The sequence below is a fragment of the Helicobacter sp. MIT 03-1614 genome (genome assembly GCF_000762925.2).
GTDB classification, from domain to species: Bacteria; Campylobacterota; Campylobacteria; order Campylobacterales; family Helicobacteraceae; genus Helicobacter_C; species Helicobacter_C hepaticus.
Map to the genome: position 1 here is coordinate 41,407 of NZ_JRMS02000002.1, position 16,720 is coordinate 58,126.

General features: G+C 36.2%; 17 protein-coding genes. 4 read left to right on the forward strand and 13 right to left on the reverse strand.

Annotated features, from left to right (window positions below; all coding sequences use genetic code 11):
- The first annotated feature begins 20 nt into the window (after positions 1-20).
- Positions 21-1,103, forward strand: coding sequence for a tRNA (adenosine(37)-N6)-threonylcarbamoyltransferase complex transferase subunit TsaD (tsaD, locus tag LS66_RS01460; protein ID WP_034367605.1), 1,083 nt, complete (start codon positions 21-23; stop codon positions 1,101-1,103).
- Positions 1,104-1,147: 44 nt separating this feature from the next.
- Here the strand turns inward: tsaD and LS66_RS01465 are convergent, their stop codons facing one another.
- The 11 genes from LS66_RS01465 to LS66_RS01515 all read right to left on the reverse strand — a co-directional run bounded on the left by LS66_RS01465 (position 1,148) and on the right by LS66_RS01515 (position 11,027).
- Positions 1,148-1,906: a hypothetical protein gene (locus LS66_RS01465; RefSeq protein ID WP_034326584.1), complete on the reverse strand. Its 759-nt coding sequence runs from the start codon at positions 1,904-1,906 to the stop codon at positions 1,148-1,150.
- Between the two features lie 31 nt (positions 1,907-1,937).
- Positions 1,938-2,201 (reverse strand): hypothetical protein, encoded by a 264-nt coding sequence (locus LS66_RS01470; protein WP_052057480.1) that lies wholly within the window; start codon positions 2,199-2,201, stop codon positions 1,938-1,940.
- Positions 2,202-2,366: 165 nt separating this feature from the next.
- Positions 2,367-3,380 (reverse strand): quinolinate synthase NadA, encoded by a 1,014-nt coding sequence (gene nadA, locus LS66_RS01475; RefSeq protein WP_034367602.1) that lies wholly within the window; start codon positions 3,378-3,380, stop codon positions 2,367-2,369.
- A 25-nt stretch (positions 3,381-3,405) separates the two neighbouring features.
- Positions 3,406-4,191 carry a phosphatidylserine decarboxylase gene (locus tag LS66_RS01480; protein WP_034367600.1) on the reverse strand — a complete coding sequence of 262 codons (786 nt, stop codon included), beginning with the start codon at positions 4,189-4,191 and terminating at the stop codon, positions 3,406-3,408.
- On the reverse strand, positions 4,188-4,751 hold the full coding sequence (locus LS66_RS01485; protein WP_034367615.1) for a queuosine precursor transporter: 564 nt from the start codon (positions 4,749-4,751) through the stop codon (positions 4,188-4,190). The genes LS66_RS01480 and LS66_RS01485 overlap by 4 nt, the downstream gene beginning before the upstream one ends.
- 31 nt (positions 4,752-4,782) lie before the next feature.
- Positions 4,783-6,573: a hypothetical protein gene (locus LS66_RS01490; protein WP_236096950.1), complete on the reverse strand. Its 1,791-nt coding sequence runs from the start codon at positions 6,571-6,573 to the stop codon at positions 4,783-4,785.
- A 99-nt stretch (positions 6,574-6,672) separates the two neighbouring features.
- Entirely contained in the window at positions 6,673-7,389 is a 717-nt protein-coding gene (locus LS66_RS01495) for a non-canonical purine NTP pyrophosphatase (protein WP_034367594.1), read from the reverse strand.
- A 10-nt stretch (positions 7,390-7,399) separates the two neighbouring features.
- Positions 7,400-8,401 carry a thiamine-phosphate kinase gene (locus LS66_RS01500; RefSeq protein ID WP_034367591.1) on the reverse strand — a complete coding sequence of 334 codons (1,002 nt, stop codon included), beginning with the start codon at positions 8,399-8,401 and terminating at the stop codon, positions 7,400-7,402.
- 3 nt (positions 8,402-8,404) lie between these two features.
- Positions 8,405-9,235 (reverse strand): carboxylating nicotinate-nucleotide diphosphorylase, encoded by an 831-nt coding sequence (gene nadC, locus LS66_RS01505; protein WP_034367588.1) that lies wholly within the window; start codon positions 9,233-9,235, stop codon positions 8,405-8,407.
- Positions 9,236-9,346: 111 nt separating this feature from the next.
- Positions 9,347-9,982, reverse strand: coding sequence for a superoxide dismutase (locus tag LS66_RS01510; RefSeq protein WP_011116671.1), 636 nt, complete (start codon positions 9,980-9,982; stop codon positions 9,347-9,349).
- A gap of 112 nt (positions 9,983-10,094) precedes the next feature.
- Positions 10,095-11,027, reverse strand: coding sequence for a radical SAM protein (locus LS66_RS01515; RefSeq protein WP_011116670.1), 933 nt, complete (start codon positions 11,025-11,027; stop codon positions 10,095-10,097).
- 238 nt (positions 11,028-11,265) lie between these two features.
- Between LS66_RS01515 and LS66_RS01520 the strand changes: the two genes are divergently transcribed.
- Genes LS66_RS01520 through thiE form a run of 3 tightly spaced genes read left to right on the forward strand, consistent with a single transcriptional unit; the run spans position 11,266 to position 13,787 of the window.
- A complete protein-coding gene (locus LS66_RS01520; RefSeq protein WP_236096951.1) occupies positions 11,266-12,402 on the forward strand; it encodes a murein transglycosylase domain-containing protein in 1,137 nt (378 codons plus the stop codon).
- Positions 12,399-13,130, forward strand: a complete 732-nt coding sequence (locus tag LS66_RS01525) for an arginyltransferase (RefSeq protein WP_034368008.1) — start codon at positions 12,399-12,401, stop codon at positions 13,128-13,130. Before LS66_RS01520 ends, LS66_RS01525 begins: the two co-directional genes overlap by 4 nt.
- A 6-nt stretch (positions 13,131-13,136) precedes the next feature.
- Positions 13,137-13,787 (forward strand): thiamine phosphate synthase, encoded by a 651-nt coding sequence (thiE, locus tag LS66_RS01530; RefSeq protein ID WP_034368006.1) that lies wholly within the window; start codon positions 13,137-13,139, stop codon positions 13,785-13,787.
- A 15-nt stretch (positions 13,788-13,802) separates the two neighbouring features.
- Here the strand turns inward: thiE and LS66_RS01535 are convergent, their stop codons facing one another.
- Both LS66_RS01535 and purL read right to left on the reverse strand, forming a co-directional pair.
- Entirely contained in the window at positions 13,803-14,351 is a 549-nt protein-coding gene (locus LS66_RS01535) for a hypothetical protein (protein ID WP_011116665.1), read from the reverse strand.
- A gap of 12 nt (positions 14,352-14,363) precedes the next feature.
- Positions 14,364-16,601: a phosphoribosylformylglycinamidine synthase subunit PurL gene (gene purL / locus LS66_RS01540; protein WP_034368002.1), complete on the reverse strand. Its 2,238-nt coding sequence runs from the start codon at positions 16,599-16,601 to the stop codon at positions 14,364-14,366.
- Positions 16,602-16,720 lie beyond the last annotated feature (119 nt).

A 16,720-nucleotide genomic window follows, 5' to 3' on the forward strand; every position in this document is an offset into this window, starting at 1 on the left:
AATTTTTAAGGAATTTGCTTATGATCTTAAGCATAGAATCAAGCTGCGATGATAGCTCACTTGCCCTAACGAGCATTAATGATGCTTCGCTTCTTTATCATATCAAACTTTCTCAAGATGAAGAACATAGCACTTATGGTGGGATTGTGCCAGAAATTGCTTCAAGACTTCACGCTCAAAGACTTCCAGAGATTCTAAAAAAGCTCAAAGCATTTCTCAATAACGATTTATCTCCTATTAAAGCAGTCGCGGTAACCACGCGTCCGGGACTAAGTGTAACACTCATTGAAGGTTTGATGATGGCAAAGGCACTTTGTCTTGGTTTGCAAGTGCCGCTTATTTGTGTTAATCACCTTAAGGGACATATTTATTCGCTTTTGATTCATAAAGCCACTTCAGATATGCAAGCCATTCTCCCTAAAAACACCTCTCTGCCCCAACCTCTTGGCATTTTGCTTGTATCTGGCGGGCATACACAGATTCTCCATATGCGCGATTTTAATGCCATAAGCCTTATCGCTCAAAGCCTTGATGATAGCTTTGGGGAAAGCTTTGATAAAGTAGCTAAATATTTGGGATTAGGTTATCCAGGTGGTCCTGTTATAGAATCTTATGCTACAACTTTTATGCGCGACTTTCCACATATTGCGCCTCATAGTTTTCCTGTGCCACTTTTGCATAATCAAAAACTACAATTTAGCTTTTCGGGTTTAAAAAATGCCGTAAGACTTGCCATTCAAGCTCTGCCCCAACCTCTTAGCCCCAAAGATAGAGGAAGTATCTGTGCAGGATTCCAACAAAGCGCGTGTGAACATATCGTGCGCAAAGTAAGATTATATTTTCAAAGCGTGCAGGCACAAGATTTAGAACATTTTGCTATTGTAGGAGGAGCAAGCGCAAATACATACCTACGCACCACCCTAAATGAGCTTTGTAAGGAGTATAATAAACAGCTTCATCTCGCTGACCTTGCTTTTTGTGCTGATAATGCGGCAATGATTGGCGTGTGTGCCATAGAGCATTATAAAAGGGGAGATTTTACACCCATAGATGAAGCGCAAATCTCACCTAAAAGCTTGCCTACTGATTTTTGTGAGAAATAAGAATCTTGTCTATAAGGATTAGATTCTAATCCTTATAGAATCTATTATAATTCAAGCCCAAGCTCTATCATACCCACATAGTTAGTGCTTGCAGGATAATTAACATTTGTAGCCGTAAGTTTTGAATCGCTCATATTTTCATATTTGCCAATAGCTTTAATATAAAATCCTAGATTTGGCGTAATATTGCTCACATAGCCCAAACTTGCCTTAATCATATAGTTTGTACCCCCAAGCTTTGAGCTTACATCATTTTGCAAAAGATAATTTCCCGCAAAGAAATGATAGTAACCTACGAGATATTCTATCTTTGAATTATTGCGAGTAGGTAAGAATCCTTCAAGCTCTGCCCCGCCTAATTCGCGTGAAAGCCCCACTCCTTTATCTTTTGTATTTGTAGAGAAATTATCCCAACCATATACAGCATTGACAAACAAAGGAAGGTGTTTGCTTGAAATATTTAAACCAATCTTAAAAGAAGCCTCTGTAAAAACTGAAAGTGGCTTTTCATCAAGAGTTGCGAAGTATGCTCCACTTGCTTTTGCGCTCCCTACGCCTATTTTTCCGCTAAGTTCGCTCATAAGCCTTTGTTTGAGAGTGCCACGTGCTGCAAAAGAGAGATAGCCACCTGTGCTACTTATATTATTTGCTCCTTTGCCATCTAAGGTATGATAAGCTCCCCCCACACCTATGCGAAAGCTTGAGCAGTTAGTTTCTTCACAATCAGCGGCAAGGCTTAAAGAAGTTATTGCGCCTAAAAATGCAAGAGAAAGCAACAAGTTTCTAAGAAATTTCAACTGCATAAATCCTCCTTAAAAAATTAAGGGCTGGTGATTACCACCAACCCTTCTTTTGACCATATTTATCAATAGCCAAAACAACCAAAGCTCCGCCTAAACCAGAGAAAAATTCCCCCTTAGTTTCTTTCATCTCTTTATCAGAAAGAATAGCAACATTATTACTTTCTTGCTTACCAAAGAGGAATTCACTCTCACTTGCTTGTAGCTTATTTACACCATTTGATGTTGGCTCAACTGCCACCAAGCTACTTGCACCAAATAAAGCTGACGCCAATAAAAAAGAAACAATCTTTTTCATACGAAAATCCTCCAGAAAGTAAAATTTTTGTTCCACCTTTGATATTAAAATACAAAAATGGAACACTATATTTTTAATAAAAATTATTTAATGAATAATTTTTAATTTTTATTTTTTTCTAACTTTAAAAAAGTATGTTACAAAAGGTAAAATTACTTTTATCTTTTAAGAGAGTTCAAGCATTCTATCAAGAGCGATTTTTGCCCATTTTTGAATCTCATTATCCAAAAACACTTCATTAATAGGCTTATTATCTTCAAAAGCAAGAAGCACATCACGCACATCTTCAAGAGTTGTTTCATTCATTGTAGGACATTGAGGCTTACTTGAGCTAAGGACAAAGGTTGTTTGTTTGCCATTATATTTAGGACGCAAACGATTGACAAGATTAAATTCTGTGCCTACTGCCACTTTTTGCTCTAAAGGCAAATTTTGCACATAAGCAATGATTTGACTTGTCGAGCCAACAAAATCAGCAAGTTCTACGACACTCGGGTCGCATTCAGGATGCACGACAATTTTAATATCTGCAAATTTTTCACGATAAAAGGTAATATCTTGTGGCGTGAAAAGCTGATGCACAGAACAGAATCCATCATAGCAAATCACATCAGCACTAAGCACTTTTTCTTTACTATCTGTGCGTAATAATGCAGATTTTTTGCTATTTAAACGCGCAAGATTCTCTCCTAAGCACCTATCGGGGAGAAAAAATATCTTTTTGCCCTGCTCCTTTGCAAAATCAAAAATTTTTGCAGCGTTTGCGCTTGTGCAAACAAGCCCGCCCATTTGCGCAACTTTTGCTTTAACATCAGCATTTGAATTAATATAAGTAATAGGAAAGATAGAATCTTTGCTTAAGCCATAAGATTCTAAAAGAGCAATGCTTTCATCATAATAATCACTATCAATCATTCTTGCCATAGAACAACACGCTAATCTTGGCATAATCACACGCTTTTGTGGAGCAAGCACCTTAACGCTTTGCCCCATAAATGCCACGCCACAAAATACAATGAGATTTTTCTCACTTTGCGAAGCCTTACGGGAAAGCTCCAAACTATCTCCACATAAATCTGCTAAAGCGACAATTTCATCTTTTTGATAATAATGTGCTACCAAAAGCCCATTGAGTTTATGAAGTAAATCTTTAATTTCATTGGTGAGTGTGGCTGACATAACTATTCCTTAAATTTATATAATTTTATGTATGAGTGCCTATGTCTTGAGCAAATTTAACTTTCTCATTAATATGCACATCTGGAATCATCTGCTCCATAAAAAGCACAATAGTTGAACCCATTTTAAACATTCCCAATTCCTCACCCTTTTTTATTGTAATAGGTGTGCGGTAAGTATAGCAAATATCGTGTGATTTGGCATTACTCTCAACTCTGCTCTCAAAATGCATTACTATACTTCCCACATTAAGTGCACCTATGGCGACAAAATACAGCCATTTGTTTGTTGATGTTTTGCCTACCACTACTACGCGTTCATTTCGGGCAAAAAGACTTTGATTTTTTTGTAAAGATGGTAGATTCACAGGAAGCAGCTCCCCGCCAAAATATCGCACCTCATAAATCTCCATATCACAAGGTGCGTGATAACGATGATAGTCTTTTGGTGAGAGATAAAAATTTATATAATAGAACTCCCTATCAAGCTTTTGTCCTAAAAGCTCTTCAACAGAATATTCCATACCTTTGATTTGGAGAGCATTTTTTTGTGTGCTTTTGCCCATTTGAGTTATCAGAGAATCACAAGGCGCAACAAGCACAATAGGATTAGGATTAATCGTGCGCTCACTTGTAAGTGCTCGTGTAAAAAGTGCATTGAGCGAAGCATAGCTAGAAGCAGGAGCAAATTCACCAAGCTCAATGTGAAAGATTTTCACATACACGGCATTAATAAGATTCTGTAATGGAGAGGGAAACTCATAAGATGCGAAATGTCCAAAGAGCCGTGAGATTTTATTAGAAAGATTCATACTTCACCTCGTTTTTGAGTTGTTTTAGGTTGCTTATGTCCGCGTATAGCAAGGGCATAGAAAAATGGAGTATCGCATAAAGCAAGAAAAGCTTTTATGCAAAAATCTGCAAAAACCATAGCCATAACTTGCTCCCAAGGATATATAAATAAAAACGCAATATGAAAGAAAATCATTGTATCAATAAATTGTGCAATTATTGTGCTTGCGTTATTGCGAAGCCACCATAAACGTGGAAAGCGACTTTTAAGATAAAAGAATATATGCACATCAAGATTCTGTGAGACAAAAAAGGCACACACACTTGCAATGGCTATGCTTAGCTCACTTGCTAAAAGTGAGGGAATAAAAGCAAGTATAAGCCCACACCAAAGTATTTTCAATACTTGAGGTTTGCTATATTTTTCGCTCAACACATCTATAAGCAAGAAACTAAGAGGATAGCTTAAAGCCCCATAAGTGAGCGGCGTATCAAGCACAGGATATTGCACACTATAATTTGCTAAAACAATTATGCAAGCAAAAAGTAATGAGCTACCTATAAAAACCCAAATGCTCATCTCTCTCACCTTTATCTCCTCTTATTCACTTTCATTCTTTATTCTCTATAGGAGCAGATTCTATATGAGAATCGCCTTGTAATGAAAGCTTTTCTAATATCTGCTTTGAAAGTTGCGAATTATAACTAATGAGGCTGTTTTTTAGCTGAAGCTCCCACAAATCAAATCCCTCACGCATTTGTCGTTTAAACTCATCTTCATTTATCATCTCATCAACACTATTTATAGCATAATCACTTGCCACAAAAAATCCAATTGCACATAAGGGTGCAAATACGCCACATACTATTGAGCCCCCTGCTCCTACTGCTCCTGATAAACTCTTTTTTGCTACGCTTTTGCTCACAGCTTTGGTAGTAGATTTGGCAAGTGCTTTGCCCGAAGTTTTGAGAATCATCGCTCCTATTACGCTTGCTCCTAAAAGAGCTGCTACACCATCAGTAGCACGAGGAGAGAGTGAGCTAATTTGTGCATTTATATCTTTAAATGAAAGAGCAAAGGAAATAGTAGCATTAGAAGGTTTTTTATGCGTTGTAAAAAAGCTAAAGCTCTGCTCCAAGCGAAGCTTAAGATTTTCAATATGTGTGTCATATATACCATTTAAATGCTCTTGCAAATCATAGGGCGTATAAGATTTAAGTAAAAAAAGGAATTGTTCTTGTGCAATGTCTTCTCCTTTACCAATGGCGGCATAAAAAAGCCTTGTATATTCGCCACGCACACTAAAATACCATTTTGAATATTCATCAATAATACGCTCTTTTTGAGCAAGATATTCATTTATACTTTCTTGTGTTGTGAAGTTTAAGCTTTGTTGAAAATCATTCACATTTTCTTCAAATCTTTGATGTAAAGACAGCAAATCTTTGGTATGGATAAAAGTATGTGCTCCTTGGATACTTAGCTCAATATATTGATTATTGTGTGATAAAAGTTGTGTGCTTAAAAGCGTAGGAAGATCTTTATTGGATTTCGCTAAAGGCTGGAGATGAATGCTGATATTAAAAGCAATATACAAAAAAATTAAGAAAAAAAGCATTGCAAAAAATTGTTTTACAGAAAGGAGATTCTCTTGTCCTAAAGGAGCAGATTCTTTACACGATATGCTTCCTATGCAAAGCAAGGCAAAACTTGCAAATGAGGCAAAATGTCCACATATAAAAAGCAGATTAAGTCCAATATGCAAATAAGTATCTGCTACGCTTTGATACAATACATCAAGCACAGCTTTTTTTAAAAGCACAAAACCAAAAAATTCCTGCCACCATTGGCAAGCCATTTCGGAGACACCATAATTATGCAAAAGACTTTGATAGTGAGATTGTATATCAAGCGTATGAGAAATTGAATCTCCATAAGAATGAATGAACATTTCACCTATGCACGCTAAAAGTGCGCAAAAAATCGCCGTATATTTTTTGGCAATTGTGGGAGCAAAATCTGCGCTGATATTGGCTTTACAAATAAAATTTATCACTCTTAGGCTATATATGCTAAGAGGCACAAGGAGACAAAAAATTAAAATATCTCCACCGCTAGGAAATACAAGCATAAAAAAGAGCGGCACACTCCCAATAAGAGCAATAAAAAAAGTGGTTACCTTCACAAATAAAAATCGCCCAAAATAGCGATATAATAGAGAATCTTGCTTGTAATAAGCCTTTATTATAGCTTGTTTTTTTATTTTTAAAATTCCATAGCTTTGCATAAAAAGTGCGATAAATTGCCCAATAAAAGCGACATAAAGAAGCACACATAATTGAGGATAGAATCCCACACATAAAATACAAAGGATACTTAATATAAAAAGTAAAAGAGGCAAAAATTGTTTCATTGTTATTAAAAGTAAGTTCCTTATATTTAACATTTAGATGAAAGATTCTATCTAAAAGAAATTGCTTTGAGCTTAAATAAAGGACAATTATGACTTATCAAAAAGTCTATTTATACATTGACTAAGGGCTTTCTTGCGATGAGATATGGTATTTTTAGCGCTCATATCAAACTCTGCTAAAGTAAGAGATTGGGGATTATGTTCAGCAGGTATAAAAAGTGGGTCATAGCCAAAACCCTCATTACCGCGCATCTCATTTATCACTTCACCATTGAGTATTCCTTCAAAATGCTCTATGACACATTGCTCTAATGGTGGGAGCGTATATGTGTAAAAATAAGGTTTAATAAAGATAAGGGCAATATGTGCGACAAAAAAAGCGGGGGTGGGAGCGCAATGTGTAAGTGCATTCAGAAGACAATAGAGATTTGCTTCATCTGTGTTTTTATATTGCATAGATGCAAATTGTTTATGATGTGCGTATCTCGCACTATAAATACCCGGCTCTCCATTAAGCACAGGAACACATAAACCGCTATCTTCAGCTATAATAGCTAAAGGCTGTGCAAACAAATTGCGTATGTTTTCCTGCATTGTGCTTTGTGAAAGAGTATAAAAAGCTTGATATATGGCTTTTACCTTAAGCGTAGCATTTTCCTTAAAACTATTGCCATTTTCTGCTATCTCAAAAGTTTCTAAAAGCTCTCCATAAGCATAAACTTTTACTTTTTCTTTCACATTTTTAAGCATTGCTTGAAATTCACAAATCTTATGTTGGTTTGCACTAGCTAAGACAATAACCATTTTTTACTCCTTAATGCCAATACTTACGAGGTGGTAACATTCTTCCTCTATGCGTGAGAGTGCCGATTTCACGCACAAAGATTCTATGCCTTAGTGCTTGTCGCTTTAATCTTAAAATATCTTTGGGAGATACAGCAAGGAGCATTTCATATTCTTCTCCGCTGTGTAAAAGCATCTTGATATGTGGGCGAAAAAGAGGGATAGATGGCTTAAAATAAAGATGATTGATTGTGCAAAGACGTGTAATTTCACTTAAGATTCCATCAGAAATATCCATACCTCCTTTTAAAAATGGTGCACAATGATGCACAAAGTTTTTACGAATATATGGCATTAAAAATCTGCCTTTGGGATATAAAATGCGATTTTTAGGTTGGTAAAGGAGGTTTTTTAGCACTTTATAACTTTGAGTGATAGTATGCCGTGGATATTTATCGCAAGTATAAAAAAGCACTGAACCTGCAGGAATTTTATCACGATAGAGCGTGTGTTTATGAGCTATTCCAAAAAAAGTAATATGAATCTGTAAATTTTGAGAACTAATGGTATCGCCCCCGATAAGTTTTACATTATATTTACGACAAAAATCTCCCACGCCTCGAACAAAATCTTTAATCTCTACTTTAGTCCAATATTTAGGTAAGCCAATACTTAGCATTGCATAAGCAGGAGTAGCATTCATCGCTATAATATCAGAACAATTAACCAAAAAAGCCTTAAAAGCAAGTTGGTAAGGTGTAAACCAATGTGTAAGAAAATGCACTCCTTCACAAAAACTATCCATACCGACAACAAAAGGCGAAATATTTGCTTTTTGTTGCACTTTAGAATGAGTATTTATATGGATAGCTGTCTGCAAATAATGTGTTTTGATATGCGCTTTATGTGAGCGATAAGACTTATTAAATTGTCCTTGTGGAAAAAACACACAACAATCATCACCTATTCCTTGTGTAATTCCCTCTGATTGTAATGTATGAATAAAAAATGATTCTCTATCAAATCTTATCACAACCTAGCCTTCAATTTTGAGGCTCAAATCAAGCCATTGAGCTTGATGAATAAGTGAGCCTACACTAATAGCATCTACACCGCTAGAAGCATATTGCACAATATTTTTAAGATTAATATTACCACTTGCTTCAATGCAAATATAAGGTGCATTTGCATTGCGATATGCTACTACTTCTTTAATCTCCTCTATACTCATATTATCGCACATAATTACATCTGCTTTGGCTTGTATCGCCTCTTTTGCCTGTTTGTAATTTTCGCATTCTATTTCAATAGGACACATAAATGGCAATCTTTCTCTTGCGGTGCTAATAAGTTCTTTAAGATTCCCAGCATAAGCTAAATGTGTATCTTTTAACATAAGCATACTATCAAGCCCAAAACGATGATTATGCCCCCCACCATTAACAATAGAATATTTTTCAAGTTGGCGCAACAATGGACGGGTTTTACGTGTATCAAGAAGTTTAACGTGCATATCCTTTATTAATCTCACATAAGAAGCCGTGAGAGTAGCTATTCCGCTACTATGAGCGAGAATATTGAGTAACACACGTTCTAGCTGTAAAATATGGATATGACTTCCTTTTATATTACATAAAATCGCGCCTTTTGCAAAGGATTCGCCATCTGAATATGATGATACAAGGGCAAGTTGAAAATGCTCAAGCATTGCTTTAAGATATATTTCCCCAGAAAATACGCCCTCTTGTTTAGCAATGATATAAGCTTGAACTTCCTTATCGATTGCAAAAAGAGCGTATAAATCTCCTCTGCCCAAATCTTCATCAAGAGCTTTTTTAATAAAGTCTTTAATATGATGTTGCAACATTGTGTGCCTTTGGCTTTTTTAAATAATTAAGAGTAAGATAATAGCATAATTGAAGCAATATTCGCACAAAGGCTTATAAAGCCGCGCGAATATTGAAAAGTATTAAAGGAATTATTTTTTGTGAATCCCATTAATGTAGAATTTAAATGATTGTAAGCCTTCTTTAAGCGCCCATTCATAAGCTCTTGATACAAATGCCCAATTAATATGTTTCCAAAATGCTTCCAAATATGCAGGACGTGCATTTCTATGATCAATATAATAAGCGTGTTCCCACACATCAACAACCAAAAGCGGCACTTTAGAATCCGTAGCCGGTGTGGCTGCATTACTTGTTTGCACAATTTCAAGCTTTTTACTTTGTGTATTATATACGAGCCAATTCCAACCTGAACCAAAAAGAGTTGTGCTTGAAGCAAGGAATTTTTCTTTGAAAACATCTAATGAACCAAATTCAGCATTAATAGCAGCACTTAATTCCGCACTTAGCGCACTTTCTTTAGGGCTTAAGCAATCCCAATAAAAGTCGTGATTATACACTTGAGCTGCATTATTAAAAATACCACCACTTGATTTGAGGATAATATCGCCAAGCTCTGCGTTTTCAAACTCTGTCCCTTTAATGAGATTATTCAAGTTATTCACATAGGTTTGGTGATGCTTGCCATAATGATATTCAAAAGTCTGTTCGCTAATAAAACCATTAAACTCATTTTTACCATAAGGTAATTTACGTAATTCAAACATTTACTTTCTCCTTAATTTTGTTGTTTGCCTGCTAATTTTAGATTCTTTAAAAAGTTTAAAAAATCTAAACACTGACAAATGCGGAAATATTATAACTGAAATCTTTTAACCTTTAATCCACAACTTGATAAAATTCATTTTCTCCTACTCTACACTGCTTTAGCTTGCCTTTTTGGCAGAGTTTATATAAAAGTGCTAAAGTATTGGAATCTAACATTTTTTGTGCGTCTATTGTGCTTAGAGGACGGCGTTTAATAAGTCCCAATAGCTCATTTGTACTATAAGATTGCAAAGTAAAATTTTGCTGTGTTTTATTATGCGTGCGTTTTGGAAGTGAAATATTGAGATGTGGATAAGCATAAAAATTTGCAGCAAGGGATTCTAGGCTTTCTTCGCTTATAGCCTCTACTTTATAAGCTGGTGGGCGGTCAATGCTTCCTATATCTACACGATGAATGGGTAATGTGGAGAGAAAGGCTGCAATAGCTTGGGCTTGGGTGTGCGTATCATTTATGTCTTTTACAAAAACCACTTCAGCGACAATCTCACCTTTAAATTCACTGCAAAATTGGACTATGCCCTCTTTGATTTTTGCCAAAGAAAGACTAGAATGTGGGCGGTCAATATGTTTAAATGCTTTCTCTTCAAGTGCATCACAAGAAAACTTAACAATATCAAGCTTTTTAAGACATTCGCGCACATCATCTCGCCATAATAACGAGCCATTTGTAAGCAAGAGTAGTTTTATAGAATTTGGCATAATATCTTTAAGAGCGCTAATAAGCTCTTTTAAATACGGATATAGCGTTGGTTCACCATTTGCAGTAAGTGTTAAAACATCACATTTATGCGCAACAATAGCTCTTTGAACGGCATTTACCACTTCATCAACAGATACTACTGCATTCATAGATTCTACGCTTTTTGCCTTTTGTAATTCACAATATACACAATCATAATTACACTGCTTTGTATAAGGCGATAAATCAACGCCAAGTGAGTGTCCAAATCGCCGCGAATGCACAGGACCAAATACGATTTCCATAACATTCCTTAATTTTATAAAAATCCAAATAAATTTAATGCACAAAGTATATCACATTTTCACATTTTGCGTTGTTTATTGATTAGCGAATCTTAATTTTTTACGATACAATCCCCACTTTAAAACAAAATCTAAACAAAGGCATTATTTGAAAACTCTTTGTTCTTTAAAGATTCTATACTTTTGCAGATATAAATTTACATATATATTTATATGTATGCTTATAGCAATCATATGTATGGGGAGTTTTTGGGGTTGCTCTGCTTTGGGTAACAATGCTCAAATCACCATTACCGAAGACCCTCATTATGCGATAAAACAAGTAGCAGGCAATCAGCTTAGGATTTCCACTGACCAAAAGGCATTATTACGCGATATAAAAGAAGTTAAGCGTCAATATACCAAAGTCACTAATGCTCTTAGTGGAAATGTCGCTAAACAATGGAGCAATGAAGATGTCAGTTTGCCCAGTGCTCAAACTTATGTGAGATACTCTAATCATTATAAGTCTAAAGCAAGTATTAATTTTAGCACAGGTGCTATTCGTATAGAAACCATTGACACACAAAATCCCGCAAAATCTTTGGAAAGAGCTATTACTCATACTCTTTTGCTCCCTCAAGACCCAAGCAAGATAGATTTATATTCTGATGACGATTTTACTTTTGATGGAAAGCCATTTCTTGCAGGATTAATAAAAGATAATGAGGGAGAGGATATTTTAACACAATGGCGAGCAGAGAGATATGCCAAATATCTTATTGAAAATACGCTCAAAACGCGCAAAGATAGCAAAGGAAAAAAAGTAAGTTATGTGGATTTACAAATGGTTGGGGATTATCAAAGCAAAAATGAACATAGATATGAGGAACTTGTAAAAAAATATGCTCGTAAATACAATATCTCTCCCGCTCTTGTGTTAGGTATTATCCAAACAGAATCTAACTTCAATCCTTACGCTGTAAGTGCAGCTCCAGCTTATGGGCTTATGCAAGTGGTCCCAAGCACAGCAGGAGCTGATGCGTATGAGCTTATCAATGGTAAAAAAGGTATGCCCACAAAAAAAATGCTCTTTAATCCCGAAACAAATATTGAATATGGCGTAGCGTATTTAAGCATACTTTTTAATCGCTATTTGCCAAATGTCAAAGATAAACAAAGTCAAGAATATTGTGTTATTACCGCATATAATGCAGGAGCTGGAAGTGTGTTAAGGACTTTTCATAATGACAAAAATCAAGCTTTTAATCGCATCAATGCACTCTCATCTGCTAAAGTCTATGATACACTGCGTTCAAAACTCCCCTCTGATGAAGGGAAGCGGTATCTCCTCAAAGTCAGCACATTTAAGAAAAATTACGAACATATCAAATGAGATTAGTTGAATTTTACTCCGAAAAAAAAGTGTGTAGCTATATAGACTCTAAGCAAAGCATTTTTAGGTATTTTCATATTCAAAATGTAACGCCAAGCTTTTATTATGGACTACTTGAACGCGGTTGGAGACGCTTTGGCAATTATTTTTTTACACCTATGTGTGAAGGCTGCACCGATTGCATTTCAATACGCACCTTAATTGATGATTTCACTTTTAGCAGAAATCACAAGAGATTGCTAAAAAAAGCTCAAAATATTGATATTTACATACAAAAACCCACTATAACTCAAGCACACATAGAACTTTATAATCGCTATCATCGTGTGATGCGTGATAAAAAAGGTTGGGAATACACTCCAACCACGCCAGAATCTTATATGGATATGTTTGTTGAAGGACACCAAGACTTTGGCTATGAGATTCTTTATTTTATAGATTCTCAACTTGTGGGTGTGGGGCTTGTTGATGCACTTTTTGATAGTATTACAGCAGTATATTTTTACTATGACCACACATTTGCACACCATAGCTTAGGCACACTCAATATTTTAAAACAAATCCAAATTGGCAAAGAAAATGGGCTTAAATACTTTTATCCGGGCTATTGGATAAAAGACCATTATTGTATGGGCTACAAAGAGCGGTTTACGCCTTTTGAAGTGCTTAAAAATATCCCTGATGTGTTTGAAGCACCCATTTGGGAAATGTATATGTATAATGGATAAGAAGTTATGAATCCTAAGTTACAAGGCATTTATGCGATTTCAGATGAGATTCTCACTCCTTATGAGATTTTGCCTCAATGTTTAGAATCCGCTCTCAAAGCAGGGGTGAAAATCTTTCAGTTGCGTGATAAAAGCCATAGTGATTCTTGGCTTTATCCTAAGGCAAAAGAGCTTATGGCATTGTGTGAGAAATATAATGCGCTTTTTGTGATGAATGATAGATTAAATCTCGCCTTAAAACTAAACGCTCCTGCTTTGCATTTAGGCAAAGATGATGGGGTAATCGCTCAAGCAAGAGAAAGATTCAAAGGAATTTTAGGTGCTTCAAGTTACGCAGATTTGCAGAGGGCAAAAGATTTAGAATCTCTTGGTCTGGATTACATTGCTTTTGGTGCATTTTTCGCCTCTCCTACGAAACCAAATGCCCCGCTTGCACCCTTAGAGATTCTAGAATCTGCTAAAGCGATTTTAAACATTCCTATTTGCGCCATTGGAGGCATTAGCACTCAAAATATATATTTGCTAAAAAATGCAGATATGTTCGCTGTAATAAGTGCTTTGTGGGATACAGACACCACCTTGCCACTCTCTGTAAGGCTAGATTCTATCGCACATAATATCAAGTCTTTATTGGTTCATAAAAAAATAAATGCTTAGTCTCATATAATTTACCTACCACTCCTCGCCAATGCCTAGCATAATGCACTTATCAAAGCGTGGCAATACGCAGTAAGCATAAATCTTGCGCCCTATGCCAAAAAATTCCATATCTGTCAAATATCGCCCATCAAAATTAAGATAAAATTTTTCTTCATCATTTGGCTTAAGCTTCGCACCAATGCCTACACCGCCCAAATGGCTATATTTAATAAATTCATTAATAAAAGCCCCTATAAGCACAATGCCACCGCGCAAAGACTCTTTATCTTGCTGTGAGAGTGTGCGATATGCACTATATTCTACAATAGGACGCGCAGGGCGTGAGGAATAAAGAGGATAATCTTTCTCTAAAGTTTGCTTTTTGACTTGCTCTAAGTAAGATTCTAAAACTTCCGTATTGCGCTCTAAATAATATTCACCATTTTTTGGGAACCTAAAGGGGTTTGGCTCTTGGTTTATCACAGCATTTCCACCCGCAATGGCTATATCAAGAGCAAAGCATATAAATGTATAAATGAATGCAGTTTTTAAAACAAAAGTTTGCATTTTTACTTTACTCAATTTCCCTTAAAATCACAAATCTTGAGCAATTAACTTTTCAAAACTCTCAAAATAAAGCTTTTTCATCTCTTCAAGGCTTATATTAATCTCATCAACACAAAAAATATCACCTCCTACACAACCAATTTCTGTAAAAGCAATCTTATGTTGTTTTGCTTTTTGCTTTAGCGTATTGAGATGCTCTCCTGCTACTTCTACAATGATACAGCTTTGGGAAGGTGCAAAAAGTAGCTGTGAGGGTAAATGCGTATGGACATTACAACCTATGGGTTGGCATTCGCCATTGCCTAATGCCATTTTTGCAAGAGTAATAGCTAATCCCCCCTCACCAATATCTTTTGCAGCACTCAACATACATTCATCACTCGCCTCAAGCATTAAATTCCATAAAGCAAACTCTTGTGTTAAATCAATGCTTGGAATTTGCCCATAAATATGTCCTTCCAAAATCTTTTGTGCCAAAGAGCCACCAAACTCGGCTTTAATTTCGCCAAGTAATACGAGCATATTCCCCTGTGTTTGGAATGTTGAAGACACTACCTTACTTACATCATCTATCAAACCCACACTTACAATAGAGGGTGTAGGGTAAATATCCACGCCATCGCTTTGATTATGTAAAGAAACATTACCGCTTACTACTGGAGTATTTAATACTTTACAAGATTCTTTAATGCCTTCACATACTTCCTTGAATGCCCACATCACTTCAGGATTATGAGGTGAGCCAAAATTCAGACAATCACTAATTGCCAAAGGCTTTGCACCATTAACTATGGAGTTACGTCCTGAAGTTGCTACCGCAATCTTTGCACCATTTTTGGGGTCAAGGTAACAATAGCGCATATTGCAATCCACACTCATACTCAATGCACTATTTGTGCCTTTTATACGTATCATACTCGCATCACCGCTTCCTGCAGGAGTAATCGTATTGCTTTGCACACTACTATCATATTGGCTATAAACCCATCTTTTATTTGCAACCTCTACGCTTCCAAGCAGAGTTATAAAAATTTCTTGTGCACTTTGAGATGTTTTAAGTTGATTAGCTTTATGAGTTTGCGCTGCAACAGGGCGTAAGGGCATATCAAGCATAGGAGCATTTTCGCTTAATTGCGCGATTGGAATCTCCGCACATTTCTCTCCATACCAAAAAAGTTCCATAATGCCACTTTTTGTAACTTCTCCAATAATTGCTGCATCCACTTCCCATTTGGCAAAAATATCTAATACCTGTTGCTCACAACCTTTTTTAGCGCAAATAAGCATTCTCTCTTGAGATTCACTTAGCATTAATTCATAAGGATTCATTCCTTCTTCGCGCATAGGCACTTTATCAAGATACAGTGTCATACCGCTGCCACTACGACCTGCCATTTCAAAACTTGAGCTTGTGAGCCCAGCTGCACCCATATCTTGAATCCCAACAATTAAATCTTGCTTGAAAAGCTCTAAACACGCTTCAAGCAAAAGTTTTTCTGCAAACGGGTCGCCTACTTGCACCGCGGAACGCACAGCCTTTGAAGTAGAGCTGAAACTATCACTGCTCATCACTGCTCCACCTAACCCATCACGTCCTGTCTTACTCCCTACATAAATAACAGGATTCCCTATCCCTTCAGCTTTTCCATAAAAAATCTCATCTTTTTTGACTAATCCTAAACAAAATGCATTTACTAAGATATTGCCATTATAGCAAGATTCAAAACTCATTTCTCCGCCAATTGTAGGCACTCCCATACAATTTCCATAACTCCCTATGCCTTCTACCACGCCTCGTAATAAGTAACGATGTTTTTTGCCAAGTGTGCCATTATCGCTTATATCGCCAAAACGAATAGAATTAAGGCTTGCCACAGGACGTGCTCCCATTGTAAAAATATCTCGCATAATCCCACCTACGCCAGTAGCAGCCCCTGCGTGAGGCTCAATGAAACTTGGGTGATTATGAGATTCTATCTTAAAGACCGCACAAAGATTTTCCCCAATATCAATTATGCCCGCATTTTCACCTGGTCCTTGTACAACCCAAGGAGCTTTGGTAGGGAATCCATTAAGATATTTTTTGCTTGATTTGTAACTACAATGCTCACTCCACATTGCCGCAAAAATCCCTAATTCTATAAGGTTTGGAGGACGCTTTAAAATCTTAAGAATCTCCTCATAATCCTGCTTTGAAAGCTTATGAACCTTTAGAGTCTCATCAATGTCTTTAATCTCACCCAAAAGATGTGTAATATTTGTCATTGCCACCTCAATCATTGCAAAAATAAATAAAAAGTGTAGATTCTATCACAACTTATGCTTTTTTTCGCTTTTGTTTAAGAGTTACACTTTTTAAGTTTGGGATAAACTTTGATTAACTA